Origin of the sequence: Streptomyces luteolifulvus (genome assembly GCF_008806595.1) — a bacterium.
Lineage (GTDB): Bacteria > Actinomycetota > Actinomycetes > Streptomycetales > Streptomycetaceae > Streptomyces > Streptomyces luteolifulvus.
The window spans coordinates 80,718-106,861 of the sequence record NZ_VZRB01000010.1 but is presented as its reverse complement, the minus strand read 5'-3'; the positions used below and the strand labels follow the sequence as shown (position 1 = coordinate 106,861).

At 69.7% G+C, this 26,144-nt stretch carries 31 protein-coding genes; 3 read left to right on the top strand and 28 right to left on the bottom strand.

Features of this window, described 5'->3' with window-relative positions:
- Positions 1-163 precede the first annotated feature (163 nt).
- From F7R91_RS16880 to tsaB, 4 genes are read right to left on the bottom strand one after another with little or no spacing between them, the layout of a single operon-like run.
- Positions 164-421 (bottom strand): hypothetical protein, encoded by a 258-nt coding sequence (locus F7R91_RS16880; RefSeq protein ID WP_150949592.1) that lies wholly within the window; start codon positions 419-421, stop codon positions 164-166.
- Positions 418-1,503, bottom strand: coding sequence for a tRNA (adenosine(37)-N6)-threonylcarbamoyltransferase complex transferase subunit TsaD (tsaD, locus tag F7R91_RS16875; RefSeq protein WP_150949590.1), 1,086 nt, complete (start codon positions 1,501-1,503; stop codon positions 418-420). The genes F7R91_RS16880 and tsaD overlap by 4 nt, the downstream gene beginning before the upstream one ends.
- Entirely contained in the window at positions 1,496-1,990 is a 495-nt protein-coding gene (rimI, locus tag F7R91_RS16870; RefSeq protein WP_150949794.1) for a ribosomal protein S18-alanine N-acetyltransferase, read from the bottom strand. Before rimI ends, tsaD begins: the two co-directional genes overlap by 8 nt.
- Before the next feature lie 8 nt (positions 1,991-1,998).
- Positions 1,999-2,655: a tRNA (adenosine(37)-N6)-threonylcarbamoyltransferase complex dimerization subunit type 1 TsaB gene (tsaB, locus tag F7R91_RS16865; protein WP_150949588.1), complete on the bottom strand. Its 657-nt coding sequence runs from the start codon at positions 2,653-2,655 to the stop codon at positions 1,999-2,001.
- A 158-nt stretch (positions 2,656-2,813) separates the two neighbouring features.
- Here tsaB and F7R91_RS16860 point away from each other — a divergent pair, with 158 nt between their 5' ends.
- Complete coding sequence (locus F7R91_RS16860; RefSeq protein WP_150949586.1) at positions 2,814-3,368, top strand: L,D-transpeptidase; 555 nt, start codon at positions 2,814-2,816, stop codon at positions 3,366-3,368.
- Between the two features lie 73 nt (positions 3,369-3,441).
- On the opposite strand, the gene F7R91_RS42060 is transcribed toward F7R91_RS16860, so the two are convergent.
- The 11 genes from F7R91_RS42060 to F7R91_RS16810 form a co-directional block, all read right to left on the bottom strand.
- On the bottom strand, positions 3,442-3,597 hold the full coding sequence (locus F7R91_RS42060) for a hypothetical protein (RefSeq protein ID WP_191971517.1): 156 nt from the start codon (positions 3,595-3,597) through the stop codon (positions 3,442-3,444).
- Between the two features lie 136 nt (positions 3,598-3,733).
- Positions 3,734-4,255, bottom strand: a complete 522-nt coding sequence (tsaE, locus tag F7R91_RS16855; RefSeq protein ID WP_150949584.1) for a tRNA (adenosine(37)-N6)-threonylcarbamoyltransferase complex ATPase subunit type 1 TsaE — start codon at positions 4,253-4,255, stop codon at positions 3,734-3,736.
- Positions 4,221-5,462, bottom strand: a complete 1,242-nt coding sequence (locus F7R91_RS16850; protein WP_150949582.1) for an alpha/beta fold hydrolase — start codon at positions 5,460-5,462, stop codon at positions 4,221-4,223. Before F7R91_RS16850 ends, tsaE begins: the two co-directional genes overlap by 35 nt.
- 94 nt (positions 5,463-5,556) lie before the next feature.
- On the bottom strand, positions 5,557-6,729 hold the full coding sequence (gene alr / locus F7R91_RS16845) for an alanine racemase (protein WP_150949581.1): 1,173 nt from the start codon (positions 6,727-6,729) through the stop codon (positions 5,557-5,559).
- Between the two features lie 45 nt (positions 6,730-6,774).
- Complete coding sequence (locus tag F7R91_RS44245; RefSeq protein WP_408056037.1) at positions 6,775-7,089, bottom strand: L,D-transpeptidase; 315 nt, start codon at positions 7,087-7,089, stop codon at positions 6,775-6,777.
- Between the two features lie 5 nt (positions 7,090-7,094).
- Positions 7,095-7,532 carry a peptidoglycan-binding domain-containing protein gene (locus F7R91_RS44240; RefSeq protein WP_408056036.1) on the bottom strand — a complete coding sequence of 146 codons (438 nt, stop codon included), beginning with the start codon at positions 7,530-7,532 and terminating at the stop codon, positions 7,095-7,097.
- A gap of 107 nt (positions 7,533-7,639) precedes the next feature.
- Positions 7,640-9,076 (bottom strand): NAD(P)H-hydrate dehydratase, encoded by a 1,437-nt coding sequence (locus tag F7R91_RS16835; RefSeq protein ID WP_150949579.1) that lies wholly within the window; start codon positions 9,074-9,076, stop codon positions 7,640-7,642.
- Positions 9,077-9,364: 288 nt separating this feature from the next.
- Entirely contained in the window at positions 9,365-9,736 is a 372-nt protein-coding gene (locus F7R91_RS16825) for a holo-ACP synthase (RefSeq protein ID WP_150949577.1), read from the bottom strand.
- Between the two features lie 31 nt (positions 9,737-9,767).
- Positions 9,768-11,615, bottom strand: a complete 1,848-nt coding sequence (gene glmS, locus F7R91_RS16820) for a glutamine--fructose-6-phosphate transaminase (isomerizing) (protein WP_150949575.1) — start codon at positions 11,613-11,615, stop codon at positions 9,768-9,770.
- Between the two features lie 84 nt (positions 11,616-11,699).
- Positions 11,700-12,509, bottom strand: a complete 810-nt coding sequence (locus tag F7R91_RS16815; protein WP_150949573.1) for an ABC transporter permease — start codon at positions 12,507-12,509, stop codon at positions 11,700-11,702.
- Entirely contained in the window at positions 12,506-13,513 is a 1,008-nt protein-coding gene (locus F7R91_RS16810; protein WP_150949571.1) for an ATP-binding cassette domain-containing protein, read from the bottom strand. The genes F7R91_RS16815 and F7R91_RS16810 overlap by 4 nt, the downstream gene beginning before the upstream one ends.
- Positions 13,514-13,712: 199 nt before the next feature.
- Here F7R91_RS16810 and coaA point away from each other — a divergent pair, with 199 nt between their 5' ends.
- Positions 13,713-14,681, top strand: coding sequence for a type I pantothenate kinase (coaA, locus tag F7R91_RS16805; RefSeq protein WP_191971528.1), 969 nt, complete (start codon positions 13,713-13,715; stop codon positions 14,679-14,681).
- 86 nt (positions 14,682-14,767) lie between these two features.
- Here the strand turns inward: coaA and glmM are convergent, their stop codons facing one another.
- The 3 genes from glmM to rplM all read right to left on the bottom strand — a co-directional run bounded on the left by glmM (position 14,768) and on the right by rplM (position 17,337).
- Positions 14,768-16,126: a phosphoglucosamine mutase gene (glmM, locus tag F7R91_RS16800; RefSeq protein WP_150949568.1), complete on the bottom strand. Its 1,359-nt coding sequence runs from the start codon at positions 16,124-16,126 to the stop codon at positions 14,768-14,770.
- A gap of 213 nt (positions 16,127-16,339) precedes the next feature.
- Positions 16,340-16,852: a 30S ribosomal protein S9 gene (gene rpsI / locus F7R91_RS16795; RefSeq protein ID WP_150949566.1), complete on the bottom strand. Its 513-nt coding sequence runs from the start codon at positions 16,850-16,852 to the stop codon at positions 16,340-16,342.
- Positions 16,853-16,893: 41 nt separating this feature from the next.
- The gene (gene rplM / locus F7R91_RS16790; protein ID WP_150949564.1) at positions 16,894-17,337 is read right to left on the bottom strand and encodes a 50S ribosomal protein L13; all 444 of its coding nucleotides are present in this window, start codon (positions 17,335-17,337) and stop codon (positions 16,894-16,896) included.
- A 405-nt stretch (positions 17,338-17,742) separates the two neighbouring features.
- Between rplM and F7R91_RS16785 the strand changes: the two genes are divergently transcribed.
- Positions 17,743-18,624 carry a hypothetical protein gene (locus F7R91_RS16785; RefSeq protein WP_150949561.1) on the top strand — a complete coding sequence of 294 codons (882 nt, stop codon included), beginning with the start codon at positions 17,743-17,745 and terminating at the stop codon, positions 18,622-18,624.
- A gap of 46 nt (positions 18,625-18,670) precedes the next feature.
- On the opposite strand, the gene truA is transcribed toward F7R91_RS16785, so the two are convergent.
- The 10 genes from truA to secY all read right to left on the bottom strand — a co-directional run bounded on the left by truA (position 18,671) and on the right by secY (position 26,033).
- Complete coding sequence (gene truA / locus F7R91_RS16780) at positions 18,671-19,525, bottom strand: tRNA pseudouridine(38-40) synthase TruA (RefSeq protein WP_150949560.1); 855 nt, start codon at positions 19,523-19,525, stop codon at positions 18,671-18,673.
- A 74-nt stretch (positions 19,526-19,599) separates the two neighbouring features.
- Positions 19,600-20,118 carry a 50S ribosomal protein L17 gene (gene rplQ / locus F7R91_RS16775; RefSeq protein WP_150949558.1) on the bottom strand — a complete coding sequence of 173 codons (519 nt, stop codon included), beginning with the start codon at positions 20,116-20,118 and terminating at the stop codon, positions 19,600-19,602.
- A 191-nt stretch (positions 20,119-20,309) separates the two neighbouring features.
- Positions 20,310-21,332, bottom strand: a complete 1,023-nt coding sequence (locus tag F7R91_RS16770; RefSeq protein WP_003966937.1) for a DNA-directed RNA polymerase subunit alpha — start codon at positions 21,330-21,332, stop codon at positions 20,310-20,312.
- A gap of 155 nt (positions 21,333-21,487) precedes the next feature.
- Entirely contained in the window at positions 21,488-21,892 is a 405-nt protein-coding gene (gene rpsK, locus F7R91_RS16765; protein WP_003956432.1) for a 30S ribosomal protein S11, read from the bottom strand.
- Positions 21,893-21,958: 66 nt separating this feature from the next.
- Positions 21,959-22,339: a 30S ribosomal protein S13 gene (gene rpsM, locus F7R91_RS16760; RefSeq protein ID WP_020135802.1), complete on the bottom strand. Its 381-nt coding sequence runs from the start codon at positions 22,337-22,339 to the stop codon at positions 21,959-21,961.
- A 189-nt stretch (positions 22,340-22,528) separates the two neighbouring features.
- Entirely contained in the window at positions 22,529-22,642 is a 114-nt protein-coding gene (gene rpmJ, locus F7R91_RS16755; RefSeq protein WP_003998809.1) for a 50S ribosomal protein L36, read from the bottom strand.
- A gap of 59 nt (positions 22,643-22,701) precedes the next feature.
- Positions 22,702-22,923 carry a translation initiation factor IF-1 gene (infA, locus tag F7R91_RS16750; RefSeq protein ID WP_003948620.1) on the bottom strand — a complete coding sequence of 74 codons (222 nt, stop codon included), beginning with the start codon at positions 22,921-22,923 and terminating at the stop codon, positions 22,702-22,704.
- A 150-nt stretch (positions 22,924-23,073) separates the two neighbouring features.
- A complete protein-coding gene (gene map, locus F7R91_RS16745) occupies positions 23,074-23,910 on the bottom strand; it encodes a type I methionyl aminopeptidase (protein WP_150949556.1) in 837 nt (278 codons plus the stop codon).
- Positions 23,911-24,066: 156 nt separating this feature from the next.
- Complete coding sequence (locus tag F7R91_RS16740) at positions 24,067-24,720, bottom strand: adenylate kinase (protein ID WP_150949555.1); 654 nt, start codon at positions 24,718-24,720, stop codon at positions 24,067-24,069.
- Entirely contained in the window at positions 24,720-26,033 is a 1,314-nt protein-coding gene (secY, locus tag F7R91_RS16735) for a preprotein translocase subunit SecY (RefSeq protein ID WP_150949553.1), read from the bottom strand. Before secY ends, F7R91_RS16740 begins: the two co-directional genes overlap by 1 nt.
- Positions 26,034-26,144: the final 111 nt, after the last annotated feature.

The following is a 26,144-nucleotide window of genomic DNA, read 5'->3' as shown; positions in this document are numbered from 1 at the left end:
CGTAGCCCTACGGGCCATCGTGACGAAGGGGCGGCGATACTACGTGGCCCCATTGCAACTGCCCGGCGTCCAGGGCGAGTTGCTGGTGTTCTGACCGTTCCTGCCGGAGGCGGGCACTCATGTACGCCTCAAAGGTGCCAAGATGCCCCCGAACTGCCCCTCCTCAGCCCTCGCCGAGCGACTCGAACCGCCACCGATGCACCGAGCGGGTCATCAGCTCCGCGTCCGGCTCGGGCAGTTCGGGGAGTTCGGCGTCGAGGGCCGCGTCCCACCAGGTGATGACCAGGACCCGGTCCTGCGGGGCACGGAAGCTCTCGCGGCGTACGGGACGCTCGGTCAGCTCCTGCCGGCGGGCCCAGGCCAGGAGTTCCTCGCTCCGCCCCTCCGCCGCCCGGGCCTCCCACATCAACGCGACCGTCATGAGTAGAGGTTCTCCTTGCTGACTTCGTGGACATGGTCGTGCCCTGGGACATGCGGGTCCGTCACCGGCAGGGAGGAGTCCGCCGACAGGTCCCAGCTGGAGGCGGGCCGGTTCCGGGCCACCATCTCCGCGCCGAGCGCCGCCACCATCGCCCCGTTGTCGGTGCACAGCTTGGGCCGCGGCACACGCAGCCGGATGCCGGCCGCCTCGCAGCGCTCCTGGGCCAGCGCCCGCAGCCGGGAGTTGGCCGCGACACCGCCGCCGATCATCAGATGGTCGACGCCCTCGTCCTTGCAGGCCCGTACGGCCTTGCGCGTCAGCACATCCACGACCGCCTCCTGGAACGAGGCCGCCACATCGCGCACCGGCACCTCCTCACCCGCCGCACGCTTCGCCTCGATCCAGCGGGCCACGGCCGTCTTCAGACCGGAGAAGGAGAAGTCGTACGCCGGGTCGCGCGGGCCGGTCAGACCACGCGGGAACGCGATCGCCGACGGATCGCCCTCCTTCGCGTACCGGTCGATCACCGGGCCGCCCGGGAAGCCCAGATTCAGCACGCGCGCGATCTTGTCGAAGGCCTCGCCGGCCGCGTCGTCGATCGTCGCGCCCATGGGCCGGACGTCCGAGGTGATGTCCGAGGACAGCAGCAGGGAGGAGTGCCCGCCGGACACCAGCAGCGCCATCGTCGGCTCCGGCAGCGCGCCGTGCTCCAGCTGGTCGACGCAGATGTGGGAGGCGAGGTGGTTGACGCCGTACAGGGGCTTGCCGAGCGCGTAGGCGTACGCCTTCGCCGCCGAGACGCCGACCAGCAGTGCACCGGCCAGGCCGGGACCGGCGGTCACCGCGACGCCGTCGAGGTCCCGCGCGCTCACCCCCGCCTCCTTCAGCGCACGGCCGATGGTCGGCACCATCGCCTCCAGATGCGCCCGCGAGGCGACCTCGGGCACGACCCCGCCGAAGCGGGCGTGCTCGTCGACGCTGGACGCGATGGCGTCGGCCAGCAGGGTGGTGCCGCGGACGATGCCGACGCCGGTCTCGTCGCAGGAGGTCTCGATGCCGAGGACGAGCGGTTCGTCAGCCATTGATCTCGGTTCCTTGTACGGAGGTTGCTGGGTCGGTCAGTCGCATCACCAGGGCGTCGACGTTGCCCGGCTGGTAGTAGCCGCGCCGGAAGCCGATGGCTTCGAAGCCGAAGCGCTCGTACAGCTTCTGCGCCCGGGTGTTGTCGATCCGGCACTCCAGCATCACTTCGGCACAGTCGAAAGCGGTCGCGGCCCGCAGCAGTTCGGTCAGCAGCTGTCCGCCGAGCCCCGTCCCCCACTGGTCGCGGGCCACGGCGATGGTCTGGATGTCGGCGAGGTCCCCGGAGGCGGCGAGGCCGGCGTAGCCGACGATGCGGTCGCCGTGCTCGGCGACGAGATACCGCCGGGTCGTCCCGGGCCCCCGCGAATGGGCCAGCTCGGACCAGAACATCCCCCGCGACCAGGCGTCCTCGGGGAAGAGATCCTTCTCCAGCTCGAGCACGGGGTCGATGTCCCACCAGCGCATCTCGCGCAGTCGAAAGGTCATGGTGTCGGTCACTTGGGGGTGACCACCTTGTAGTTCTTGGGGACCTGGGCGTCGGGACGGCGCAGGTAGAGCGGTCTGGGAGCCGGGAGCGCCTCGCCCGCGGCCAGTTTCTCGGCGGCCAGGGAGGCGAGGGCGGCGGCGGACACACGCTCGGGCTCGTGCACGTTCGGGAAGGTGTCCGGGTACAGCAGCGCGCCGGCGCCGACGGCGGGCAGCCCCGCCACCCGGCCGGCGATGTCGGCGGGACGGTCGACTGCGGGGTCGGTCAGCCGGGTACGGGAGTCGGCGTACCGCGCCCAGTAGACCTCCTTGCGGCGGGCGTCGGTCGCCACGACGAAGGGGCCCTTCTCGATGTCGGCGGCGTACGCGAGGCCGTCGAGCGTGCACACACCGTGCACGGGGACGCCGAGCGCGAGCCCGAAGGTGTCCGCGGTCATCAGACCGACCCGCAGTCCGGTGTAGGGGCCGGGGCCGATGCCGACAACGATGCCGCTGACGGCGTCGAGCGTGAGCCCGGCCTCGGCGAACACACGGTCCACGGCCGGCAGCAGCAGCTCTCCGTGCCGGCGCGCGTCCACCTGGCTCGACGAGGCGATGACGGCCGTGCCGTCGTGCAGGGCGACGGTGACGGCGGGGGTGGCGGTATCCAGAGCGAGCAAGAGCACGCAAACAGCCTACGGCTCCGCAGGGCCTGTGTCGGACGGCTCGGGACAGCCGGGATTCCGACACGGGCCCGGCGCGGGACGGCCGCCCCGGTCGGGCGGGCTCCTGCTGCTACCGTCGCCACGAAGCGTGACGTACGAGACGACCGAGGTGGGCGACGGTGTCAACAGGCAGCGCCGGATTCGTGGCCGGGCTCACCGCGGCGGCCCTCGCGACGGTCGGCGTCCTCGCCTACCAGGCCTCGGCGAGCGTCCCGGGCAGCCTGGGCGGGGGCCACGAGCGCAACTCCCCCGCAGCGGCCGCCTCGAAGATGCCCCGGGACAAGAGGAACCCCGCCGCCCTGCCCGCCGGGTCCGGCACCGGCCGGCGGGTCGTCTACTCGCTGGACGACGACCGGGTGTGGCTGGTCGGCGCGGGCAACAAGGTCCGGCGCACGTTCCGGGTCGTGCCCGGGTCGGTCGACCCGCGCACCGGTGTCCACCGGGTCACGTCCCGTTCCGGGGCGGTCACCGGCACGGACGGTACCCCCATCGAGCACGTCGTCCGTTTCACCAGCAGGGACGGGGTGCACATCGGTTTCAGCGCGGCCGTGGGACCGCCGAAGGAGCAGGTCGACCCGAAGGTGCGCACGGGCGGCATCCGGGAGTCCCGGGCGGACGGCTACGCGATGTGGAAGTTCGCGCTGGTCGGCGAACAGGTCGTCGTCATTCGCTAGCAGGGCCTGTCCAGCGCATTCAGGCGCCCTGGTCACTCTTTTCACTCTCGGGGACGACTCGCCCGCACGGGGGTCACGCGGCCTCGGGCTGGTCCTCGCCGGGTTCCGGCCGCCGCGGCTCCGACTCGCGCGGCGGCTTCGAGATCACGTCCGCCGCCGCACATGCCGCCAGCAGGTCGTGCATGGACACCACACGGGGCAGCGCCTCGTCTCGCTCCGTGGCCGGCATGGACGCCTCCTGAGGTCCGGGGGGCGACGTGGTTAGGCACACCTAACTACGCACTGGATACCATGTGACCACGCACAAGACACCGAACGCAACATCTTGCCGACGTGTTGTCGGAACGTTCATGGAACCCGGCGGCTCACGCCGAGAGCACGCTCAGATCGACGGCCGCCCAGCGCTCCCCCAGCCCGGTCAGCGTCACATGGCGCACCTCGTCCGTCGTGTTCCCGACGGCCCGGTGGATGACGACCTGCAGACGGTCGTCGGTCAGCTCCTCGACCTTGCCCTCGCCCCACTCCACGACGATCAACGACTCGGGCAGCGACACATCGAGGTCGAGGTCCTCCATCTCGTCGAGCCCGCCGCCCAGGCGGTACGCGTCCACGTGGACCAGCGGCGGACCGTCCCCGAGGGAGGGGTGCACACGGGCGATCACGAAGGTCGGGGAGGTCACCGCACCACGGACGCCGAGGCCCTCGCCGAGCCCGCGGGTCAGCGTCGTCTTGCCCGCGCCGAGCTCCCCGCTGAGCATCACGAGGTCGCCCGCGCGCAGCAGCTTGGCCAGCCTGCGGCCCAGCTCCCGCATCTGGTCGGGGGAATGGACGGTGATGTCCAGGGAAAAGGGCTCAGCCGGGTCGTGCGGTGCTGCTGGTGCTTCCATAGCCACTTACGGTAGCCCCTGCGGGGACCGCGCCCGCGCGGGTCAGCAGGTCGGCGAGGCGGTCGGTGACCACTTCCGGGTGCTCCAGCATGACGAGGTGCCCGGCGTCCGGAACGAGCACCAGCTCCGCGTCCGGCAGCAGATCGGCGATGGCCTCGCTGTGCTCACTGGGCGTGACGAGATCGCTGACCCCGGCCAGCACCAGCACCGGCATGTCCGTGAAGCAGTCGAGCGCCCCGGTCTTGTCGTGGTCCGTGAACGCCGGGTAGAACTCGGCGACCACGTCGATCGGCGTGCCCTCGATCATCCGCTCGGCGAACCGGGCGACGGCCGGGTCGACCTCCCGGGACGCGAACGAGTACCGCTTGATGATCCCGGCGAACAGATCGGCGGTGGCCCGCCGCCCCCGTTCCACCAGGGCCGCCTGCTGGCCCAGCGCCTTCAGCACTCCGGGCAGCACCCGCCGCACCGCGTTGACGCCGGCGACGGGAAGCCCGAAGTTGACCTCGCCGAGCCGCCCCGAGGACGTACCGACGAGGGCCGTGGCCACGACCCGGTCGCGGATCAGCTCCGGATACTGGTCGGCCAGCGCCATGATGGTCATCCCGCCCATCGAGTGGCCGACCAGCACTATGGGGCCCTGGGGCGCGGCGGCGTCGATGACCGCCTTCAGATCGCGGCCGAGCTGGTCGATGCTGACCGGCACGCCGTCCTGGGTCTGCGCCACTCCGCGCCCGGACCGGCCGTGGCTGCGCTGGTCCCAGTGCACGGTCCGGACGACTCCGCGCAGCGCCGCGCGCTGGAAGTGCCAGGAGTCCTGGCTGAGGCAGTAGCCGTGGCTGAAGACGACGGTGACCGGGGCGGGGGCCTTGCGGCCGAACAGCCGCCGGCGGCGTGGTGCGAGCGCGGGCACGGCGTCCGGGTCGATGTCGTCGACCTCGTAGTACAGCTCCGTGCCGTCGTCGGCGTACGCCTTGCCGGGGGTGCCGCGCAGTGTCCCGTACGGCCCCGCCGAGTCGAGGACGAGCCGCGCCTTCATCCGCATGCCACGTCCGACGGTGAGCCGCTCTATCGCCACACCGGCGGCCGCGCCCGCGGCCACCACGCCTATCGCGACGCCGGCGATGCCGGTCGCCCGGCGCCAGTTCCCGGCCGCCGCCGTGGCGGAGGCGACGGCCGCGGCTGCCTCCGCGCTGCTCTCGCTCACGTACCGCTCCTCTTCGCGTCTTTGCCGTGCGGGTTACCGGTCTGGTCCGTCCTTCACGGGAACTCGTTCGTCTTTCATGGGAACTGTGCCTCGTTCACACGGACGCATTCCTATAGACGCGGGGAACGCGCGTCCCGATCCGTGTGACGATTTCGTACGCGATCGTCCCCGCCGCCTGCGCCCAGTCCTCGGCGGTGGGCTCGCCGCGGTCGCCGGGCCCGAACAGGACCGCCTCCGCGCCGGGCTCGGGCTCGTCCCCGCCGAGGTCGACGACGAACTGGTCCATCGCGACCCGCCCCGCGACTGTGCGCCACTTTCCGCCCACCAGCACCGGGCCGGTCCCGGAGGCGTGTCGTGGGATGCCGTCCGCGTAGCCGACGGGGATGAGGCCGAGGGTGGTCTCGCCCGGCGTGACGTAGTGATGCCCGTAACTGACGCCGTGACCTCCCGGAACGTGCTTCACCAGCGCGACCGACGCCGAGAGCGTCATCACCGGGCGCAGCCCGAGGTCGGCCGGGGTGCCGAGCTCCGGGCTGGGCGAGATGCCGTAGAGGGCGATCCCGGTGCGGACGAGGTCGAAGTGGCTCTCCGGAAGGGTGAGCGTGGCCGGCGAGTTGGCGATGTGCCGCACCTCGGGGCGGACGCCCTGCTGTTCGGCGTACGCCACCATCTCCCGGAAGAGGGTGAGCTGGGGGGCGATGGAGGGGTGCCCCGGTTCGTCGGCGCAGGCGAGGTGCGACCACAGCCCGGTGATCCGGACGAGCCCCTCGGCCTCGGCCCGCAGGGCCCGGCCCACCAGCTCGGCCCAGTCGTCGCCGGGCGGGCACCCGTTGCGCCCGAGACCGGTGTCGGCCTTGAGCTGCACGCGCGCGGGCGTGCCGGCCTGCCGCGCGGCCTCCGTGACCTCCCTGAGGGCCCACATCCCGCTCACGCCCACATCGAGACCGGCCTCGATCGCCTCCCGCCAGGGCCCGCCGGGCGTCCACAGCCAGCACATGATCCTGATGTGCTCCGGCAGCCCGGCTGCGGCGCGCAGCGCCAGCGCCTCCTCGGGCGTGGCGGTGCCGATCCAGCTCGCCCCCGCCTCGACGGCAGCGCGGGCACACGGCACCGCCCCGTGGCCGTACGCGTCGGACTTGACCACGGCCATCAGGGCCGCACCCGGCGCGAGGGCGCGCAGGGTCCGCACATTGGCGCGCAGGGCGGCCAGGTCGATCTCGGCGCGGGCGCGCAGGGGTGCGGTCGGCGCTGCTGCTGTCTCACTCATGGCGCCCCCAGTGTCTCAGAGGGGTCGGACAGCGCCGGAGGCTATCTAGCTACCGGGCCTTCGCCCCCATACGTAGACGCGGTCGCCGGTCTTGAGGGTGTCCCACAGCTTGCGGGCGTCGGCGGGTTTCAGATTCACGCAGCCCGTGGAGCCGCCGGTCGTGAAGATGGTGTCGTACACGGCGTGGAAGGCCTGCCCGCCGCTGAAGAACTGGGCGTACGGCATGGGGGCGTTGTACAGCGTCGACCAGTGGTTCTTGTGCCGCCAGTAGACCGTGTGCCACCCGGTCCGCGTCCGGTACCCCGCGCGCCCGCTGCGCATGTTCAAGGGCCCGAGGACGGTCTTCTTCCCCTTCTGCACCCAGGTCAGCTGCCGGCTGAGATCGACACAGACGACCCGGTACGTCCGAACCGGGCACTTCTTCGCGGCGTTGGGTTCCTCCGTGCCGCGAGGAGTTGGATCCGCGCCCAGGTGACGGGCCCCGCGAACCCGATGGCGGGCTTGATCTTCTGCTTCTTCTGGAACGCGCGGATGGCCCGGCAGTCGGCGGCCGACTGCTTCCCGTCCACCTTGCGCTTCAGCCCTTTCTCCACGGCCCGCTGATACGGCCCGGTCCGCTTGCTGCACGCCGCGCCGGCGGCGCGGACCAGCGGCGCGGACGCGTCGGCGGGCGGCACGGATCCGGCCTCGGGACCTCCGCCGGCCGGACGCAGGGATTCGGCCGAGGCGGTTGCCGCCGGGAGGGCGACCACCGCGGCGAGCAGCACGGCGACACCTCGGCATGCGATATGTCTGCTGATCATGCGATCAGAGAAACGCGGGTGGCGCGGGGGCGGGCGGTGGCGCGCGGGGGGAGTCACCCGTACGGGCAGCCCGTGCCCACCCGCCCGGAGCGGCGCCGTACGCCTGTTCAGTCCCGTACATCCCGCCAGGCCCTCGGAATCGCCTCCGCCACGTCATGCGCGCCGACCGGCGCCCCGTCCGCCGCGAACCTCCCGGCCAGCCCGTGCAGATACGCCGCCGCGCTCCCCGCGTCCACCGCGGACAGCCCCGCCGCCAGCAGTGACCCCGCGAGCCCCGACAGCACGTCCCCGCTGCCCGCCGTGGCCAGCCAGGACGTCCCGGTCGCGTTCACCCGCACCGGTCCGCCCGCGGAGTCGGCCACCAGGGTCGTCGACCCCTTCAGCAGCACGGTCGCCGCATAGCGCCCCGCCAGCTCCCGCACCGAGGCCAGCCGGGCCCCCTCGACCTCCTCCCGCGCCACTCCGAGCAGCGCGGCCGCCTCGCCGGCGTGCGGGGTCATCAGGGTCGGTGCCGTGCGGGCCCGTACGGTGTCCCGGTCGGCCAGCCGCAACCCGTCCGCGTCGATGAGCACGGGTACGTCCTCCGCCAGCACCTCCGCCACGGTCGCCGCGTCGTCCCCGGCGCCGGGCCCGACGACCCACGCCTGCACGCGCCCCGCCTTCCGCGGCCCCTTGTCCGACACGAGCGTCTCCGGGAAACGGGAGATCACCGCGTCCCCGGCGGGCCCGACGTACCGCACGGCCCCGGCCCCGCCCCGCAGCGCCCCCGACACCGCGAGCACGGCCGCCCCCGGATAGCGCGCCGACCCGGCGGCGATGCCGACGACGCCCCGCCGGTACTTGTCGCTCTCGGAACCGGGTACGGGCAGCAGCGCGGCCACGTCCGCATGCTGCAGGGCCTCCAGCTCGGCCTCGGCGGGCAGTTCGGGCCCGAGCCCGATGTCGACGAGCCGCACCGAACCGGCGTACTCGCGTGCGGGATCGATCAGCAGCCCCGGCTTGTGCGTCCCGAAGGTGACGGTGAGATCGGCCCGGACCGCGGCCCCGTGGACCTCGCCCGTGTCGGCGTCGACCCCGCTCGGCAGGTCGACGGCGACGACGGCGGCCCGCGCCCGCTCGGCCGCCTCGGCGAGCGCCGCCGCGTCGGGCCGCAGGCCGCCCTTGCCGCCGATCCCGACGATGCCGTCGACGACGAGGTCGGCCCGCTCGATCACAGCCTCGGCGGTACCGGGCCGCGCGACGCCACCGCCCGCCCGGCGCAGGGCGGCAAGACCACCGGCGTGCGTGCGGTCGGGCGCGAGCAGCACCGCGGTGACCCCGGCACCGCGCCGGGCGAGACGGGCCCCGGCGTAAAGGCAGTCCCCGCCGTTGTCACCACTGCCGACGAGCAGAACGACCCGGCTCCCGTAGACCCGCCCCAACAACTCCGCACAGGCGGCGCCGAGCCCGGCCGCGGCCCGCTGCATCAACGCCCCGTCCCGAAGCCGCGCCATCAACTCCCGCTCGGCGCTCCTGACCGTCTCCACGCAGTACGCAGTACGCATACGAACGAGTCTGCCGCACCGGCGGCCCCGAAAAGGGGAGCGCCGGGGTCCGCCCGCTGCGCTCTCCCCCTGGGCCCGGTCGTCAAACTCCCGCCTGCCACGCGACGCCATGCGCGCTTCCCCAAGCTCTTCGAGCAGGGGGGACCCCCACTCGCCGCACCGGGCCCTGACCCAAGTACGTCCAGTACGAGGGCCGGGCCCCGGCACGCCGAGAGCACGCACCTGACGCCGCGAGGCCCGCCCTTCGGGCGGACGACGGGAGTTGACGACAGGACCTGGCCGCGACGCTCACCCCTCCGCGATCACCACCGCCGACGCCACCCCCGCGTCATGACTGAGCGACACATGCCATGACCGCACCCCGAGTTCGGCCGCCCGCGCGGCCACGGTCCCCTTCACCCTCAGGCGTGGCTGCCCGCTGTCCTCGACATAGACCTCCGCGTCGGTCCAGAGCAGGCCCGCGGGGGCGCCCAGCGCCTTGGCGAGCGCCTCCTTCGCCGCGAAGCGGACGGCGAGCGAGGCGACGCCCCGGCGATCCCCGTTGGGCAGCAGCAACTCGCTTTGCAGAAAGACCCGTTCGGCCAGGCCGGGCGTCCGCCGCAGCGACGCCTCGAACCGGTCGATCTCGGCCACGTCGATTCCGACCCCGATGATGCTCATCCGCGCACTCTACGAAACCATCGGCGGGCCGCTACTCCACCGTCACCGACTTCGCCAGGTTCCGTGGCTGGTCCACCTCGTTGCCGCGGGCGGTGGCCAGCTCGCAGGCGAAGACCTGCAACGGGACCGTGGCCACCAGGGGCTGAAGGAGCGTCGGTGTCGCCGGGATGCGGATCAGATGGTCGGCGTACGGCACGACCGTCTCGTCACCCTCCTCCGCGATCACGATGGTCCGCGCACCCCGCGCCCGGATCTCCTGGATATTGGAGACGATCTTGTCGTGCAGAACGGAACGGCCACGGGGTGAGGGCACGACGACCACCACGGGCAGGTCCTCCTCGATCAGCGCGATCGGCCCGTGCTTGAGCTCCCCCGCCGCGAAGCCCTCGGCGTGCATATAGGCGAGTTCCTTGAGCTTGAGGGCGCCCTCCAGTGCCACCGGATACCCGACATGCCGCCCGAGGAACAGGACCGTGTTCTTCGAGGCGAGCGTCCGCGCCAGCGCGCGCACCGGCTCCATGGTCTCCAGGACGCGCTCGACCTCACCGGAGATCTGCGACAGGTCACGGATCACCGCATCGATCTCGTCGCCCCACTTGGTGCCCCGTACCTGGCCCAGATACAGCGCGACGAGATAGCAGGCCACGAGCTGGGTCAGGAACGCCTTGGTCGACGCGACGGCGACCTCCGGCCCGGCGTGGGTGTACAGCACCGCGTCCGACTCGCGCGGGATCGTCGAGCCGTTGGTGTTGCAGATCGCCAGCACCTTGGAGCCCTGCTCGCGGGCGTGCCGCAGCGCCATCAGCGTGTCCATCGTCTCGCCGGACTGCGAGATGGCGATCACCAGCGTGCGCGGGTCGAGGATCGGGTCCCGGTAGCGGAACTCGCTCGCCAGCTCCACCTCGCACGGAATCCGCGTCCAGTGCTCGATGGCGTACTTGGCGATCAGCCCGGCGTGGAACGCCGTACCGCACGCGATGATGACGACCTTGTCGACCTCGCGCAGCTCGGCGGCGGAGATACGGACCTCGTCGAGCGTCAGCGAACCGGAGTCGTCGATACGCCCCAGCAAGGTATCGGCGACAGCCTTGGGCTGCTCGGCGATCTCCTTGAGCATGAAGTAGTCATAACCCCCCTTTTCCGCGGCCGACGCGTCCCAGTCGATGTGGTACGAGCGCACATCGGCGGGGCGGCCGTCGAAGCCGGTCACCGTCACCGAGTCCCGGCGCAGCTCCACCACCTGGTCCTGACCCAGCTCGATCGCCGACCGCGTGTGGGCGATGAACGCGGCGACGTCCGAGGCGAGAAAGGCCTCGCCCTCTCCAACGCCCACCACGAGCGGCGAGTTCCGCCGCGCCCCCACGACCACATCGGGCTCGTCCGCGTGCACCGCGACCAGCGTGAACGCCCCCTCCAGACGCCGGCACACCAGCCGCATCGCCTCCGCCGGATCGGCGCACGAGGAGAACTCCTCGGCGAGCAGATGCGCGACGACCTCGGTGTCGGTCTCGGAGGCGAGGGCGTGCCCCCGCTCCTCCAACTCGGCCCTCAGCGCGGCGAAGTTCTCGATGATCCCGTTGTGCACGACGGCGACGCGGCCCGCGTTGTCGAGATGCGGGTGGGCGTTCGCGTCGGTGGGCCCTCCATGGGTCGCCCACCGTGTGTGCCCGATCCCCGTCGTGCCGGTCGGCAGCGGCCGGTCGACCAGTTCCTTCTCCAGATTGATGAGCTTCCCGGCCTTCTTCGCGGCCGCCAGCCCACCGTCCGCCAGTACGGCGACACCTGCCGAGTCGTACCCCCGGTACTCCAGCCGCTTCAGCCCGGCCATCACGACATCGAGCGCCGACTGCGACCCCACGTATCCCACGATTCCGCACATGGGGGGCAGCCTAAGGCCGAAACCCAGCCCGAAACTGCCTTCCGCGTGCCCGAATTCGGAAATTCTCACGGGGATACGAGCCCCTTATGTCTTCGCGCGATACGCCCTCATGGCCAGCGGATAGAACACGAGCGCTATCCCCGCGGCCCACACCAGCGACCACAGCACCGGCTCCGCCACCGGGCCCCCGAGCAGCAGCCCGCGGAAGGCGTCGGACAGATGGGTGACCGGGTTGACGTCGCTCCACGCCTGAAGCCAGCCGGGCATGGTGTCGACGACGACGAACGCGCTGCTGGTGAACGTGATCGGGAAGATGATGGTGAAGGCGAACGCCTGCACCTTCTCCGCATCTCCGGCGAGCATCCCGATCAGTACCGCGCCCCACGACACGGCCGCGGCGAACACCACCACCAGCAGCGTGCCGAGCAGGAATCCGCCGAACCCGCCCGTGACCCGGAAGCCGAGCAGCAGACCGAGGCCGATCATCAGCAGCAGCGCCCACACATGCTTGGCGAGGTCCGCGGTGATCCGTCCGATGAGCGGGGCGGAGCGGGCTATCGGCAGGCTGCGCAGCCGGTCGAAGACGCCCTTGGTGAGGTCGGTGTTGAGCGCCATCGCCGTGTACATCGTCATGAACAGGGTGTTCTGCACGATGATCCCGGGCAGCGCGTACTTCAGATACGCCTCGGGTGATCCGGCCATCTGCCCGCCCAGCACGTAGGTGAAGAGGAACACGAACATGATCGGCGTGATGCTGTAGTCGACCAGCTCGAGCGGGTTGTGCTTGACCGCGACCAGGCTCCGCCAGGCCATCGTGAAGGTCTGCTGCAGCCCGGCCAGGGGCGGCACGCGGCCCGATCCGGTGAGCGGGGCCGTGACGGTGGTGGCGGTCATGTCCGGTTCACCGCCTTCTGGAGTTCGCCCTCGTCCCGGACGGTCGCGCCGCCGTTGCCCTCGGGCTCGCCGGGTTCCGCGCGGTGACCGGTCAGGGCGAGGAAGACCTCGTCGAGCGACGAGCGGCGCAGGGCCAGCTCGCCTATCGCGATCCCTTCGCGGTCGAGCGTGCGCACGACGGTCGGCATGAGTTCGGGGTCCTGCACCGGAGCGGTGACGGTCTCGCCCTCGATCTGGGTGCGCGGACCGGCTGCCCCGGCCACGAGCGCGTGCACCCGCGCGAGGTCCTGCGCCAGCACGGGCCGAAGCTCCAGCACCTGGCCGCCGACCTGGGACTTCAGCTGGTCCGGAGTTCCTTCGGCGATCACCCGGCCCTTGTCGATGACCACGATGTCGTCGGCGAGCACATCGGCCTCGTTCAGATACTGCGTGGTCAGCAGTGCGGTCGCACCGTCCGCGACCAGGCCCCGCAGCAGGTCCCACAGCTCGCCCCGGCTGTGCGGGTCGAGGCCGGTGGTCGGCTCGTCGAGGAAGAGGATGCTGGGTCTCCCCACGAGGCTGGCCGCGAGGTCCAGCCGCCTGCGCATGCCTCCCGAATACGTCTTCACGGCCCGGCCGGCCGCGTCGGTCAGCTGAAAACGCTCCAGCAGCTCACTCCCCCGCGCCCTGGCCTCCCGTCGCGGCAGACCGAGCAACCGGCCGATGAGCAGCAGATTCTCCGTACCGGTCAGGTTCTCGTCCACCGCCGCGTACTGCCCGGTCAGTCCGACGAGGGCACGCACCACCCCGGCGTCCCGGACCACGTCGTGACCTGCCACATGGGCTCTCCCCGCGTCGGGGCGCAGCAGCGTCGCGAAGATCCGCACGGCGGTCGTCTTCCCCGCACCGTTGGGACCCAGCAGCCCGAGCACCGAGCCCCTGCGGGCCCCCAGGTCGACACCGGCCAGCGCCGTGGTCTCCTTGAACCGCTTGACCAGGCCTTCCGCTTCTATCGCATAGGTCATGGGTCGCCCCTCGGGGTTTGTGGACCCCGGCCTGGGCCCACCTCTCCCACAACTGTGACGCACGGCACTGACATTCCCCCCAAGTCCCGACTCCGCCCGGTTTACGGTGCAAGGGCGACGAGGGCCTGCGTGACGGATCCCACCTCACCATCCGTTCGTACTCCCGTAACAATGAAGTGTGATCTCTCCGGTCTCCTCGATGCCCCGGAGCGCCCACCGGCAGCGGCCGGAGGCGACTCCCTATGTCGACCTCACCCGAGCCGAGTGGAGCGCGCTGCGCGACAAGACGCCGCTGCCGCTCACCGCCGACGAGGTCGAGAAGCTGCGCGGTCTCGGCGACGTCATCGATCTGGACGAGGTGCGGGACATCTATCTCCCGCTGTCCCGGCTGCTCAACCTCTACGTCGGCGCCACGGACGGACTCCGCGGCGCCCTGAACACGTTCCTCGGCGAGCAGGGCTCCCAGTCCGGCACCCCGTTCGTCATCGGGGTCGCCGGTTCCGTTGCGGTCGGCAAGTCCACCGTCGCCCGTCTGCTGCAGGCCCTGCTCTCCCGCTGGCCCGAGCACCCACGCGTCGAGCTGGTCACCACGGACGGCTTCCTGTTGCCCACCAAGGAGCTGGAAGCCCGCGGTCTGATGTCGCGCAAGGGCTTCCCGGAGTCGTACGACCGCCGCGCCCTCACCCGTTTCGTCGCCGACATCAAGGCGGGCAAGGGCGAGGTCACGGCCCCCGTCTACTCCCACCTCATCTACGACATCGTCCCCGGTCAGAAGCTCACGGTCCGCCGCCCGGACATCCTGATCGTCGAGGGGCTGAACGTGCTGCAGCCCGCCCTGCCCGGCAAGGACGGCCGCACCCGGGTCGGCCTCGCCGACTACTTCGACTTCAGCGTGTACGTCGACGCCCGCACCGAGGACATCGAGCGCTGGTATCTCAACCGCTTCACGAAGCTGCGCGAGACCGCCTTCCAGAACCCGTCCTCGTACTTCCGCAGGTACACCCAGGTGTCGGAGGAGGAGGCCCTCGACTACGCGCGCACGACCTGGCGCACCATCAACCGGCCCAACCTGGTGGAAAACGTCGCGCCCACCCGAGGCCGAGCCACCCTGGTCCTGCGCAAGGGCCCGGACCACAAGGTCCAACGCCTGAGCCTGCGCAAGCTGTGAAGGAGCGCGGGGAACCGCGCGACAGGCCACCACAAACCCGCAGCCCGCCCACGACAGAACCCCAAACCCCTACCCGGCCGCCGACCTCATCCCAGCGCCGACTTCACCGCGTCCGCCAGCCGCCCCGCCACCGACCGAGCCTGATCGATGTCCGCCGCCTCGACCATCACACGGACCAACGGCTCCGTCCCCGACGGACGCAACAGCACCCGCCCCGTCGCCCCCAGCTCCCGCTCCGCCTCGGCGACGGCGGCCGCGAGTTCGGCCGAGGCCCCGACCCGGGTCCGGTCGACGTCCGGCACATTGATCAGCACCTGAGGCAGCCGCTCCATCACACCCGCCAGCTCCCGCAGCGACCGCCCGGTCCCGGCGACCCGAGCGGCCAGCATCAGCCCGGTCAGCGTGCCGTCACCCGTGGTCGCGTGGTCCAGGATGATCACATGCCCGGACTGCTCGCCGCCGAGGGTGTAGCCGTGCTCCTTCATCTCCTCCAGCACATAGCGGTCGCCGACCGCGGTCTGGACGATCGTCAGCCCCTCCCGCTCCAGCGCCAGTTTGAAGCCCAGGTTCGACATGACCGTCGCGACAACGGTGCCGGAGCGCAGTGCGGAACGCTCCCGCATCGCCAGCGCGAGTACGGCCATGATCTGGTCGCCGTCCACCTCCTCCCCCGTGTGGTCGACTGCCAGGCAGCGGTCGGCGTCGCCGTCGTGCGCAATGCCGAGGTCGGCTCCGTGCTCGACGACGGCCGCCTTCAGCAGTCCGAGGTGGGTGGAGCCGCAGCCCTCGTTGATGTTGAGCCCGTCCGGCTCGGCGCCGATCGTGACGACCTCGGCACCGGCCCGCGCAAACGCCTCGGGCGAGACCAGGGAGGCCGCTCCGTGCGCCTCGTCAAGGACGATCTTGAGTCCGTCGAGCCGGTTCGGGAGCGTGCCGACGAGATGGGCGACGTACTGCTCGAACCCTTCGTCGTACGTCCGTACACGTCCTACGCCGGCGCCGGTCGGCCGGTCCCAGGGGGCGCCGGTGCGGTGCTCCTCGTAGACGGTCTCGATCCGGTCCTCCAGCTCGTCGTCGAGCTTGTGCCCACCGCGCGCGAGGAACTTGACGCCGTTGTCGGGCATGGAGTTGTGGCTGGCCGACAGCATCACGCCGAGGTCGGCACCGAGCGTGGCCGTGAGATAGGCCACTGCCGGTGTCGGCAGCACCCCGACAAGCAGGACGTCCACACCCGCGCTCGCGAGGCCCGCGACCACGGCGGCCTCCAGGAACTCCCCGGACGCGCGCGGGTCCCGTCCGACCACGGCGGTCGGCCGGTGGCCCTCGAAGGTGCCCGCCTCGGCGAGTACATGCGCCGCCGCGACGGAGAGGCCGAGCGCCATCTCGGCCGTCAGATCCGCGTTGGCGACACCGCGCACGCCGTCCGTGCCGAAGAGTCGTCCCACTTGTCCTCCTGAGGAAGCGTCAGTTGTGGCGGCCGGTGCCGGTATGCCCGTACACGCGGCTTCCGCATCTCAGGCATTCCATGCCTGACTATCCGATCACACAAGTCTTTGAGCGTCTTGTGCCGTTATACGCCCCCGCTCGCGATATACGAACGCCCCGACGGCACAGTGGCGTGCCGCCGGGGCGTTCGACGTACGTGCAGGCAGCGAAGCTTAGCGCTTGCTGTACTGCGGGGCCTTGCGGGCCTTCTTCAGACCGGCCTTCTTGCGCTCGACCGCCCGGTCGTCGCGGCGGAGGAAGCCGGCCTTCTTGAGCGGGCCACGGTTGTTGTCGACGTCGGCCTCGTTCAGCGCACGGGCGACACCGAGACGGAGCGCACCGGCCTGGCCGGAGACACCGCCACCCGCGATACGGGCGATGACGTCGTAACGGCCCTCGAGCTCGAGCACCTTGAAGGGCTCGTTGACTTCCTGCTGGTGCACCTTGTTCGGGAAGTAGTCCTCGAGGGTGCGACCGTTGATCTTCCACTTGCCGGTGCCCGGGACGATCCGGACGCGGGCGATGGCGTTCTTGCGACGGCCCAGGCCGGCGGCCGGCTGCGGGTCGCCGAAGCGGGACGCGAGGGACTCGGAGGTGTACTCGCCCTCGACGGGCGTCTCCGACTCCGAGGTGTAGCTGTCGATGTCAAGCTCTTCGAGCGGCTGCTCGGCAGTGGTCTCGGCCACGATTCTCCTCAGATTCTCTTCAGTCTTAGGGGTGGCCGGACTTACTGCGCGACCTGGGTGATCTCGAACGGAACCGGCTGCTGCGCAGCGTGGGGGTGGTTCTCGCCCGAGTAGACCTTCAGCTTCGAGAGCATCTGACGGCCCAGGGAGTTCTTGGGGAGCATGCCCTTGACGGCCTTCTCCACTGCTTTCTCCGGGTTCTTGTCCAGCAGCTCGTCGTAACGGACGGAGCGCAGACCACCCGGGTAGCCGGAGTGGCGGTACGCCATCTTCTGCGTCCGCTTGTTGCCGGACAGGTGCACCTTGTCGGCGTTGATGATGATGACGAAGTCACCAGCGTCGACGTGCGGTGCGTAGATCGGCTTGTGCTTGCCCCGCAGAAGGGTCGCGGCGGTCGACGCCAGACGGCCCAGGACGACGTCCTGGGCATCGATGACATGCCACTGGCGGGTGATATCGCCGGGCTTGGGGCTGTACGTACGCACGGTTCGTAGCCTTCGCTTCTTCAGTGAATGGTCCTGACAAGGTCACCGAAGACGATCACGACAGCCCTGACCGCACTGCGGTGACGCAAACCGCGTGCTGATCGCTGGTCATCGGCCCGGTGGACCGGTGTAAGGGCCCCTCACGTGAGAATGAGCAAGCCAATACACATAACGAACAAGCAGGATACCTGCGGGGACCCGGACGGGTCAAAACGAGGGATCACTGCCGACACCCACCCTACCGGTACCGCATCCGCGACCGTCCGACCACGGAGCGTAAGGCACATCTTCATACCAACCACCCGCAGATGTCGCATTTGCCCTCACTCCCCGACCGAACACCAGTGACTCCAGCGCCTCTTGAGACGAACAGGCATCCCCCGTCCCCCGTCTAAGATGCGGCCCATGAGCTATGGGCAGGGGGGACCCCAGTCCCAGTGGGATCCCTGGAAACCGAATTCCCAGCAGCCGTGGAACCACGGCACCGACCAGACCCCGGACTGGGCCGCGCTCGCCGAGGCCTCCGAGACGCGCAACAAACGGCGCCGACTGATGTTCATAGGCGGCGGAGCACTCGCCACCGTGGCGATAGGGGCCGTCGTCGCCGCGGCCGTGGTGTCCTCGGGCGGCAGCGACGAGGCGTCGAACAATCCGACGTCCCAGCTGCCGGCGACCGCGGACATCCCGGGCGGGCCGGCCGCCACGGCTCCGTCCTTCGACCCGACCACGGCCCCGCCCCCGCTGGACCCCAAGGACTTCATCGCCAGCAAGGGCAAGGACACCGCTCCGCTCGGCGTGGACATCCTCTTCCCGGGCACCCAGCTGACCGTGGGCGAGACGGTGTACAAGAAGGGCCCGAAGGACGACACGAAGAACTGCGCGTCGGCCGCCCAGGGCACTCTGCCCAAGGTCTTCACCGACAACGACTGCACCCGTCTGCTGCGCGTCACCTACACCAAGGACGACGTCGCGGTCACGGTCGGTGTGGCCGTCTTCGACACCGAGGCACAGGCCACGAAGGCGAAGGGCCAGGCCGACAGTAAGAGCATCGTCGAGTCGCTGTCCGGCAAGGGCGTCAAGACGTTCTGCAACGCCGCGGTCTGCCGCTCGACGACCAACGCCTACGGCCGCTACGCCTACTTCACGATCTCCGGCTTCACCACCGGCAAGGATGTGACCACGAAGGACACGAAGGTCTTCACGACCGGGGACGACCTGGCCGAGTTCGCCTTCCGGCAGATCCGCCGCCGGGGCGAGGCCCAGGCGTCGGCCGCGGCCAACCAGTAGGCCTGCCAGGGCCCGGCGTCCCGCCGGGCCCTCACCGGAGCCGGGGTCAGCAGCACCCCGCGCCGGGCAGCGTCCGCTTGTTCCGCGCCTCCTTGTTGCGCGCGGCCAGCAGCTCGTCGGCGGGGTAGCCGACCTCCTCCAGCGTCAGCCCGTGCGGCCGTACGACATGCACCGCGGAGTCCCGTACACCCGCCGCGAGCACCTTCCCGGGCCACTGTGGCCCGCGGTGCCCGTCGCCGACGAACAGCAGGGCGCCGATCAGCGAGCGCACCATGTTGTGGCAGAAGGCGTCCGCCCGGACGGTGGCGGTGATGATCCCGTCGGCCCCGCGTTCCAGGCTGAGCTCCTGGAGCGTACGGATGGTGGTCGCGCCCTCGCGCTTCTTGCAGTACGCGGCGAAGTCGTGCTCGCCGAGGAGTCCCCGCGCCGCCTCGTTCATGGCCTCGACGTCGAGGGGCCAGTCGTGCCAGAGGACATGGCCTCGCAGCAGGGGGTCGACCCCGCCCGGGTTGTCGGTGACGCGGTAGGCGTACCGGCGCCAGACGGCGGAGAACCGGGCGTTGAAGCCGCTGGGTGCCTCCCTGAGCGCCCACACCCTGACGTCCCTGGGCAGACGCCCGGCGAGACGCTTGAGCAGCTTCACATGGTGCTCGGCCCAGACCTCCCGGGGCAGATCGACATGGGCGACCTGTCCCCTGGCGTGCACACCGGCGTCGGTACGGCCGGCCACGGTCAGCTCGTACGTCTCCCCGGACCGCGTGACGGTACGCAGGGCGTCCTCGATCTCGCCCTGCACGGTGCGCTGTCCCCTGGCCTGCTTGGCCCACCCGGAGAACTCGCTCCCGTCGTACGAGAGATCCAACCGCACCCGTACGAACCCGGGCTGTACTTCGTCACTCACCCCTAGATCCTCTCAGCAATGCAAGAGCGGGCCCGCCCCGCAGGGGGCGGACCCGCTCAACGCAGGGCAGAGCCTCAGGCGTCCTTCGACTCCTCGGCGGCCTCCTCGGCCGGCGCGGCGTCCTCGACGGCCTCGTCGGACTTGGCCTCGACGGCCTCCTCCTTCTTGAGGGCGTCTTCCTTGACCGCACGCTTGGTGGCGGCCTCGGCCTCACCGGTCGCCTGCTGCGCCACCGTCAGCGCCTCCACCAGCTCGATGACGGCCATGGGCGCGTTGTCGCCACGGCGGTTACCGATCTTGGTGATACGGGTGTAGCCACCCGGACGGTTCTCGTACCGCGGGCCGATCTCGGTGAAGAGCGTGTGCACGATGCCCTTGTCCGTGATGACCTGGAGCACCTGACGGCGGTTGTGAAGGTCACCCTTCTTCGCCTTGGTGATCAGACGCTCGGCGTACGGCCGCAGACGGCGGGCCTTCGCCTCGGTGGTGGTGATACGGCCGTGCTCGAAGAGGCTCTTGGCGAGGTTCGCGAGGAGCAGCTTCTCGTGCGCGGCACTGCCGCCCAGACGGGCACCCTTGGTGGGCTTCGGCATGGTTCTTCTCCTGTGTGTCTGCCCCGGCCGTATCAGGTACCGGGGTCAGTATCCGAGCAGACGGTCGTCTGTCGGAGATCCGGGCGCCTTTCGGACGCCCGGAGGGTCCGCGCCCCAAAAGGGCGCGGGGCTCTGCCCATATGCGGCTCCGCCGCGTGGGCGCGACCAGCCACAACGGACCGGCAGCCGAATCAGTACTGCTCGGTCTCCACGAAACCGGCGTCAGCATCGTCATCGGCACCGAACGCGTCCGCGGCGGCAGTCGGGTCGAATCCGGGCGGGCTGTCCTTCAGGGCCAGGCCCATGCCGGCCAGCTTCGCCTTGACCTCGTCGATGGACTTCGCACCGAAGTTACGAATGTCGAGGAGGTCCGCCTCGGAGCGGGCAACGAGCTCACCCACGGAGTGGATGCCCTCACGCTTGAGGCAGTTGTACGACCGAACGGTGAGCTCCAGCTCCTCGATCGGCAGCGCCAGATCGGCAGCGAGCGCGGCGTCCGTCGGCGACGGACCCATGTCGATGCCCTCGGCGTCGATGTTGAGCTCACGGGCGAGACCGAACAGCTCGACCAGGGTCTTACCGGCCGACGCCATGGCGTCGCGGGGACGCATGGCCTGCTTGGTCTCGACGTCGACGATCAGCTTGTCGAAGTCGGTGCGCTGCTCGACACGCGTGGCCTCGACCTTGTACGTGACCTTCAGCACGGGGCTGTAGATGGAGTCGACCGGGATGCGGCCGATCTCCTGGCCCACCTGCTTGTTCTGCACGGCGGAGACATAACCGCGGCCGCGCTCGACCGTCAGCTCCATCTCCAGCTTGCCCTTGCCGTTGAGCGTGGCGAGGACGAGGTCGGGATTGTGCACCTCGACACCGGCCGGAGGCGCGATGTCGGCGGCGGTGACCAGACCCGGGCCCTGCTTGCGCAGGTACATCACGACCGGCTCGTCGTGCTCCGAGGAGACGACCAGCTGCTTGATGTTGAGGATCAGGTCGGTGACGTCCTCCTTGACGCCCGGCACGGTGGTGAACTCGTGCAGAACGCCGTCGATGCGGATGGACGTGACCGCCGCACCCGGGATCGAGGAGAGGAGCGTACGGCGCAGGGAGTTGCCGAGGGTGTAGCCGAAGCCCGGCTCCAGCGGCTCGATCACGAACCGGGAGCGGAACTCGTCGACGACCTCTTCGGTCAACGAGGGACGCTGAGCGATCAGCATGTGTGGATCAGATCCTTCTTTCGTGGACGCCCGCTATTTGACGCCCGACAAAACCGTGCCGCTCGCGCAACACGGGGGTACTGCAAGGATACGGGCGATACGGCCCCTTGACGGTGCCGTATCGCCCGAAACCGCTGCCCGCGGAGCGTGACGCGTCAGACGCGACGGCGCTTCGGCGGACGGCAGCCGTTGTGCGGGGTGGGGGTGACGTCCTGGATCGAGCCGACCTCGAGGCCCGTGGCCTGGAGGGAGCGGATCGCGGTCTCACGGCCGGAGCCGGGACCCTTGACGAACACGTCCACCTTGCGCATGCCGTGCTCCTGCGCGCGGCGGGCGGCCGACTCGGCGGCCATCTGCGCGGCGAAGGGGGTCGACTTGCGCGAGCCCTTGAAGCCGACGTGGCCGGCGGAGGCCCAGGAGATCACGTTGCCGGACGGGTCCGTGATCGAGACGATCGTGTTGTTGAACGTGCTCTTGATGTGCGCGTGGCCGTGAGCGACGTTCTTCTTTTCCTTGCGGCGCACCTTCTTGGCAGCGCCCTGACGACCCTTGGGGGGCATCTGTACTCCTACGGGAGGTGGTCGGTCCTACAGCGAAGACCGCTGGACGGCGAAGTCCGCTGAGGACTACTTCTTGCCCGGCTTCTTCTTGCCGGCGATGGCGCGACGCGGGCCCTTGCGGGTACGGGCGTTCGTGCTGGTGCGCTGACCCCGGACAGGCAGACCGCGACGGTGACGGAGACCCTGGTAGCAGCCGATCTCCACCTTGCGGCGGATGTCGGCCTGAATCTCGCGACGGAGGTCACCCTCGGTCTTGATGTTGTTGTCGACGTACTCACGAATCGCGACGAGCTGCTCCTCGGAGAGGTCGCGAACGCGGGTGTTCGGGTCGATGCCGGTCTCGGCCAGCGTCTGCTGGGAGAGCGTCCGGCCGATGCCGAACACGTAGGTGAGGGCGACCTCCACGCGCTTTTCGCGCGGGATGTCAACACCGGAAACGCGTGCCATTCAATGGCTCCTGGTGATCTTCGGAGGTCTTCCGCAGAACCGGTTCCCAGTCGCCGTACGAGGTACGAACTGAGTCCCCGGCCTCCGAGCCGGGGGTATCAGACACCGAGGTGTCCGGGCCCTGCGTATGAACAAATTCAGCTTGCGTCGCGCGAATCTCTGCGAGGGTGCAGAGGGATCGGTCGTGCGTCAGCCCTGGCGCTGCTTGTGGCGCGGGTTCTCGCAGATGACCATGACCCGACCGTGACGGCGGATCACCCTGCACTTGTCGCAGATCTTCTTGACGCTCGGCTTGACCTTCATGGGATTGAGGTTCTCCGGGTCAGTGCCACCACCCCGCCGGAGCGGAATGCGGGCAAGATCTACTTGTAGCGGTAGACGATCCGGCCACGCGTCAGGTCGTACGGAGACAGCTCCACCACGACCCGGTCGTCAGGGAGGATGCGGATGTAGTGCATACGCATCTTGCCGCTGATGTGTGCCAGGACCTGGTGGCCGTTCTGGAGCTCGACCTTGAACATGGCGTTCGGCAGAGACTCGACGACAGTGCCCTCGATCTCGATGGCACCTTGCTTCTTGGCCACGCTTCGCCCTTCGAATCGACTACCTTGATCGACTCCCTTGCGTCCCTTAGGGCGCATGCAGGCATGCGGATGCACGAGAGCCGACGAGTCAGTCTACGTCAGCGCACCCGGAAAGACGAATCGAGAAAGTCTGCCCCACACCGAAGATCCTTAAGCGAGCGGATCCGGTGCCACCGTGATCCCGTACTCCGCCAGCTTCGCCTTGCCGCCGTCGGGGGCCGTGAGGACCAGGAGGCCCTGTTCCGTCAGGGCGACGGAGTGCTCCCAGTGGGAGGACCAGGTGCCGTCCGTGGTGATCACGGTCCAGTCGTCCTCCAGCACCTCCGTCTTCGGGGTGCCGAGCGAGACCATCGGCTCGATCGCAAGGCAGAAGCCGGGGACCAGCTTGGGGCCCTTGCCCCGGCGGCGGTCGACGTAGTTCAGCAGATGCGGGTCCATGTGCATCTCGGTGCCGATGCCGTGACCGCCGTAGTCCTCGATGATCCCGTACCTGCCGCCGCCCGGCTTGGGCTGGCGGCGGATGTACGTCTCGATGGCCCGCGAGATGTCGACGAGCCGGCTGCCCTGCTTCATGGCCGCGATGCCCGCCCACATCGACTCCTCGGTCACCCGGGAGAGCTCGACCAGCTCCGGAGAGTGACCCGAGCCCACGAAGGCGGTGTACGCGGCGTCCCCGTGCCAGCCGTCGATGATCGCGCCGCAGTCGATGGAGATGACGTCCCCGTCCTTGAGGACGACCTCGTCGGACGGGATGCCATGGACGACGACCTCGTTCACGCTGGTGCAGATCGTCGCGGGGAAGCCGCCGTAGCCGAGGAAGTTCGGCTTGGCGTTGTGCTCGGCGAGCACCTTGCGGGCGACCTGGTCCAGATCCTTGGTCGTGGCCCCGGGCACGGCGGCCTCACGGGTGGCCGCGTGGATGGCGGCAACGACCAACCCCGCCTCACGCATCTTGGCGATCTGCTGGGGGGACTTGATCTGCACCATGCGGCTACGGCCTTTCTGGACCGGGGAGTGTTACGGACACCCTCAACGATACGGGGCGGGCGGATCCGGCCCGTCCGGCGCCCGAGGACTGGGCCTCACCCGCACATACGTCGGCCGCGGCCCCCGGCGGGGAACCGCGGCCGACCGAGCGCGGAGCTACTCGCCCCGCTGCAGCGCCTCCATCGAGCGGGCGGTGACGTCCTCCACCTTGCCGAGCGCCGAGATCGTGACCACCAGGCCCTGGGCCTTGTAGTAGTCGATGATCGGCTCGGTCTGGGTGTGGTAGACCTCCAGCCGCTTGCGGACGGTCTCCTCGGAGTCGTCGTCGCGCTGGTAGAGCTCACCGCCGCAGACGTCGCAGACGCCCTCCTGCTTCGGCGCCTTGTACGACACATGGAAGACGTGCGACGAGTCGTTGCGGCAGATGCGGCGGCCGGCGATCCGCTTGACCACCTCTTCCTCGGGGACCTCCAGGTCCAGCACGGCGTCCAGCTTCATGCCCTCGGACTTCAGCATCTCGTCGAGCGCCTCGGCCTGCGAGACGTTGCGCGGGAAGCCGTCGAGGAGGAAGCCGTTCTCTGCGTCCGGCTGCTCCATGCGGTCCTTGGCCATCGCGATCGTGACCTCGTCCGGCACCAGCTCGCCCCGGTCCATGTAGGACTTCGCGAGTTTGCCGAGCTCCGTCTGCTTGCTGATGTTGGCGCGGAACAGGTCGCCCGTGGAGATGTGCGGGATGGACAGGTTCTTGGCGAGGAACGCGGCCTGCGTTCCCTTGCCGGCACCCGGCGGCCCGACGAGGACGATACGCATCAGCGGAGGAACCCTTCGTAATTGCGCTGCTGGAGCTGGCTCTCGATCTGCTTCACGGTCTCGAGACCGACACCCACGATGATGAGGATGCTGGTCCCGCCGAACGGGAAGTTCTGGTTTGCCCCGAAACCAGCCAACGCCATCGTCGGCACAAGAGCGATCAGGCCCAGATACAGCGAACCCGGCCAGGTGATCCGGTTGAGTACGTAGCTGAGGTACTCAGCCGTCGGTCGGCCAGCCCGGATGCCCGGGATGAAGCCACCATACTTCTTCATGTTGTCCGCGACTTCTTCGGGGTTGAACGTGATGGCCACGTAGAAGAAGGCGAAGAAGACGATCAGAAGGAAGTACATCGCGATGTGGGCCGGCGCCGCCGTGTCCGCGAGGTTCTTCCTGATCCAGACGGCCCAACCCGCCGTGGAGTTGGTGAACTGCACGATCAGCGCCGGGATGTAGAGCAGCGACGAGGCAAAGATCACAGGGATGATGCCCGCCTGGTTGACCTTCAGCGGAATGTACGTCGACGTGCCGCCGTAGGACCGGCGGCCGATCATGCGCTTCGCGTACTGGACCGGAATACGGCGCTGAGCCTGCTCGACGAAGACCACCAGGCCGATCATGACGAGTCCGACGGCGATCACGGTACCGAACTCGATCCAGCCGCCCGCGAGGTCGCCCTGCTTCTTGATGGCCCACAGCGCGGACGGGAAGGTCGCGGCGATCGAGATGAACATCAGGATCGACATGCCGTTGCCGATGCCGCGGTCGGTGATGAGCTCGCCGAGCCACATGACGACGGCGGTACCGGCGGTCATGGTGACGACCATGACGATGGTGGTGAAGATCGAACGGTCCGGGACGATCCCGCTCGCCACGGTGCAGCCGGAGAACAGCGCGCCGCTGCGGGCGGTGGCCACCAGGCCGGTGCCCTGCAGGATGGCGAGCGCCACGGTCAGATAGCGGGTGTACTGCGTGATCTTCGCCGTACCGGCCTGGCCCTCCTTCTTGAGGGCTTCCAGGCGCGGGATCACCACGGTCAGCAGCTGCAGAATGATGCTCGCCGTGATGTACGGCATGATGCCCAGCGCGAAGACGGTGATCTGCAGCAGCGCGCCGCCGCTGAACATGTTGACCAGGCCGAACAGGCCCTGGTTGCCGGAGGCCTCGTCCACGCACTGCTGGACGGCCGTGTAGTTGACGCCCGGGATCGGGATGTGGGTACCGACCCGGTAGACCACGATGATGCCGAGCGTGAAGAGCAGCTTCTTGCGCAGGTCGGGCGTCTTGAACGCCCGGGCGAACGCGGTGAGCACGGTGCCTCCTGCGACCCCCGCGCTACTGCGTCAAGGGTGACGGTCTTGAGAGTCCGATAGAACAACGAATTACGTAACGGTCGACTGCCGCTCAGAGTGCCCCAGCTGAAG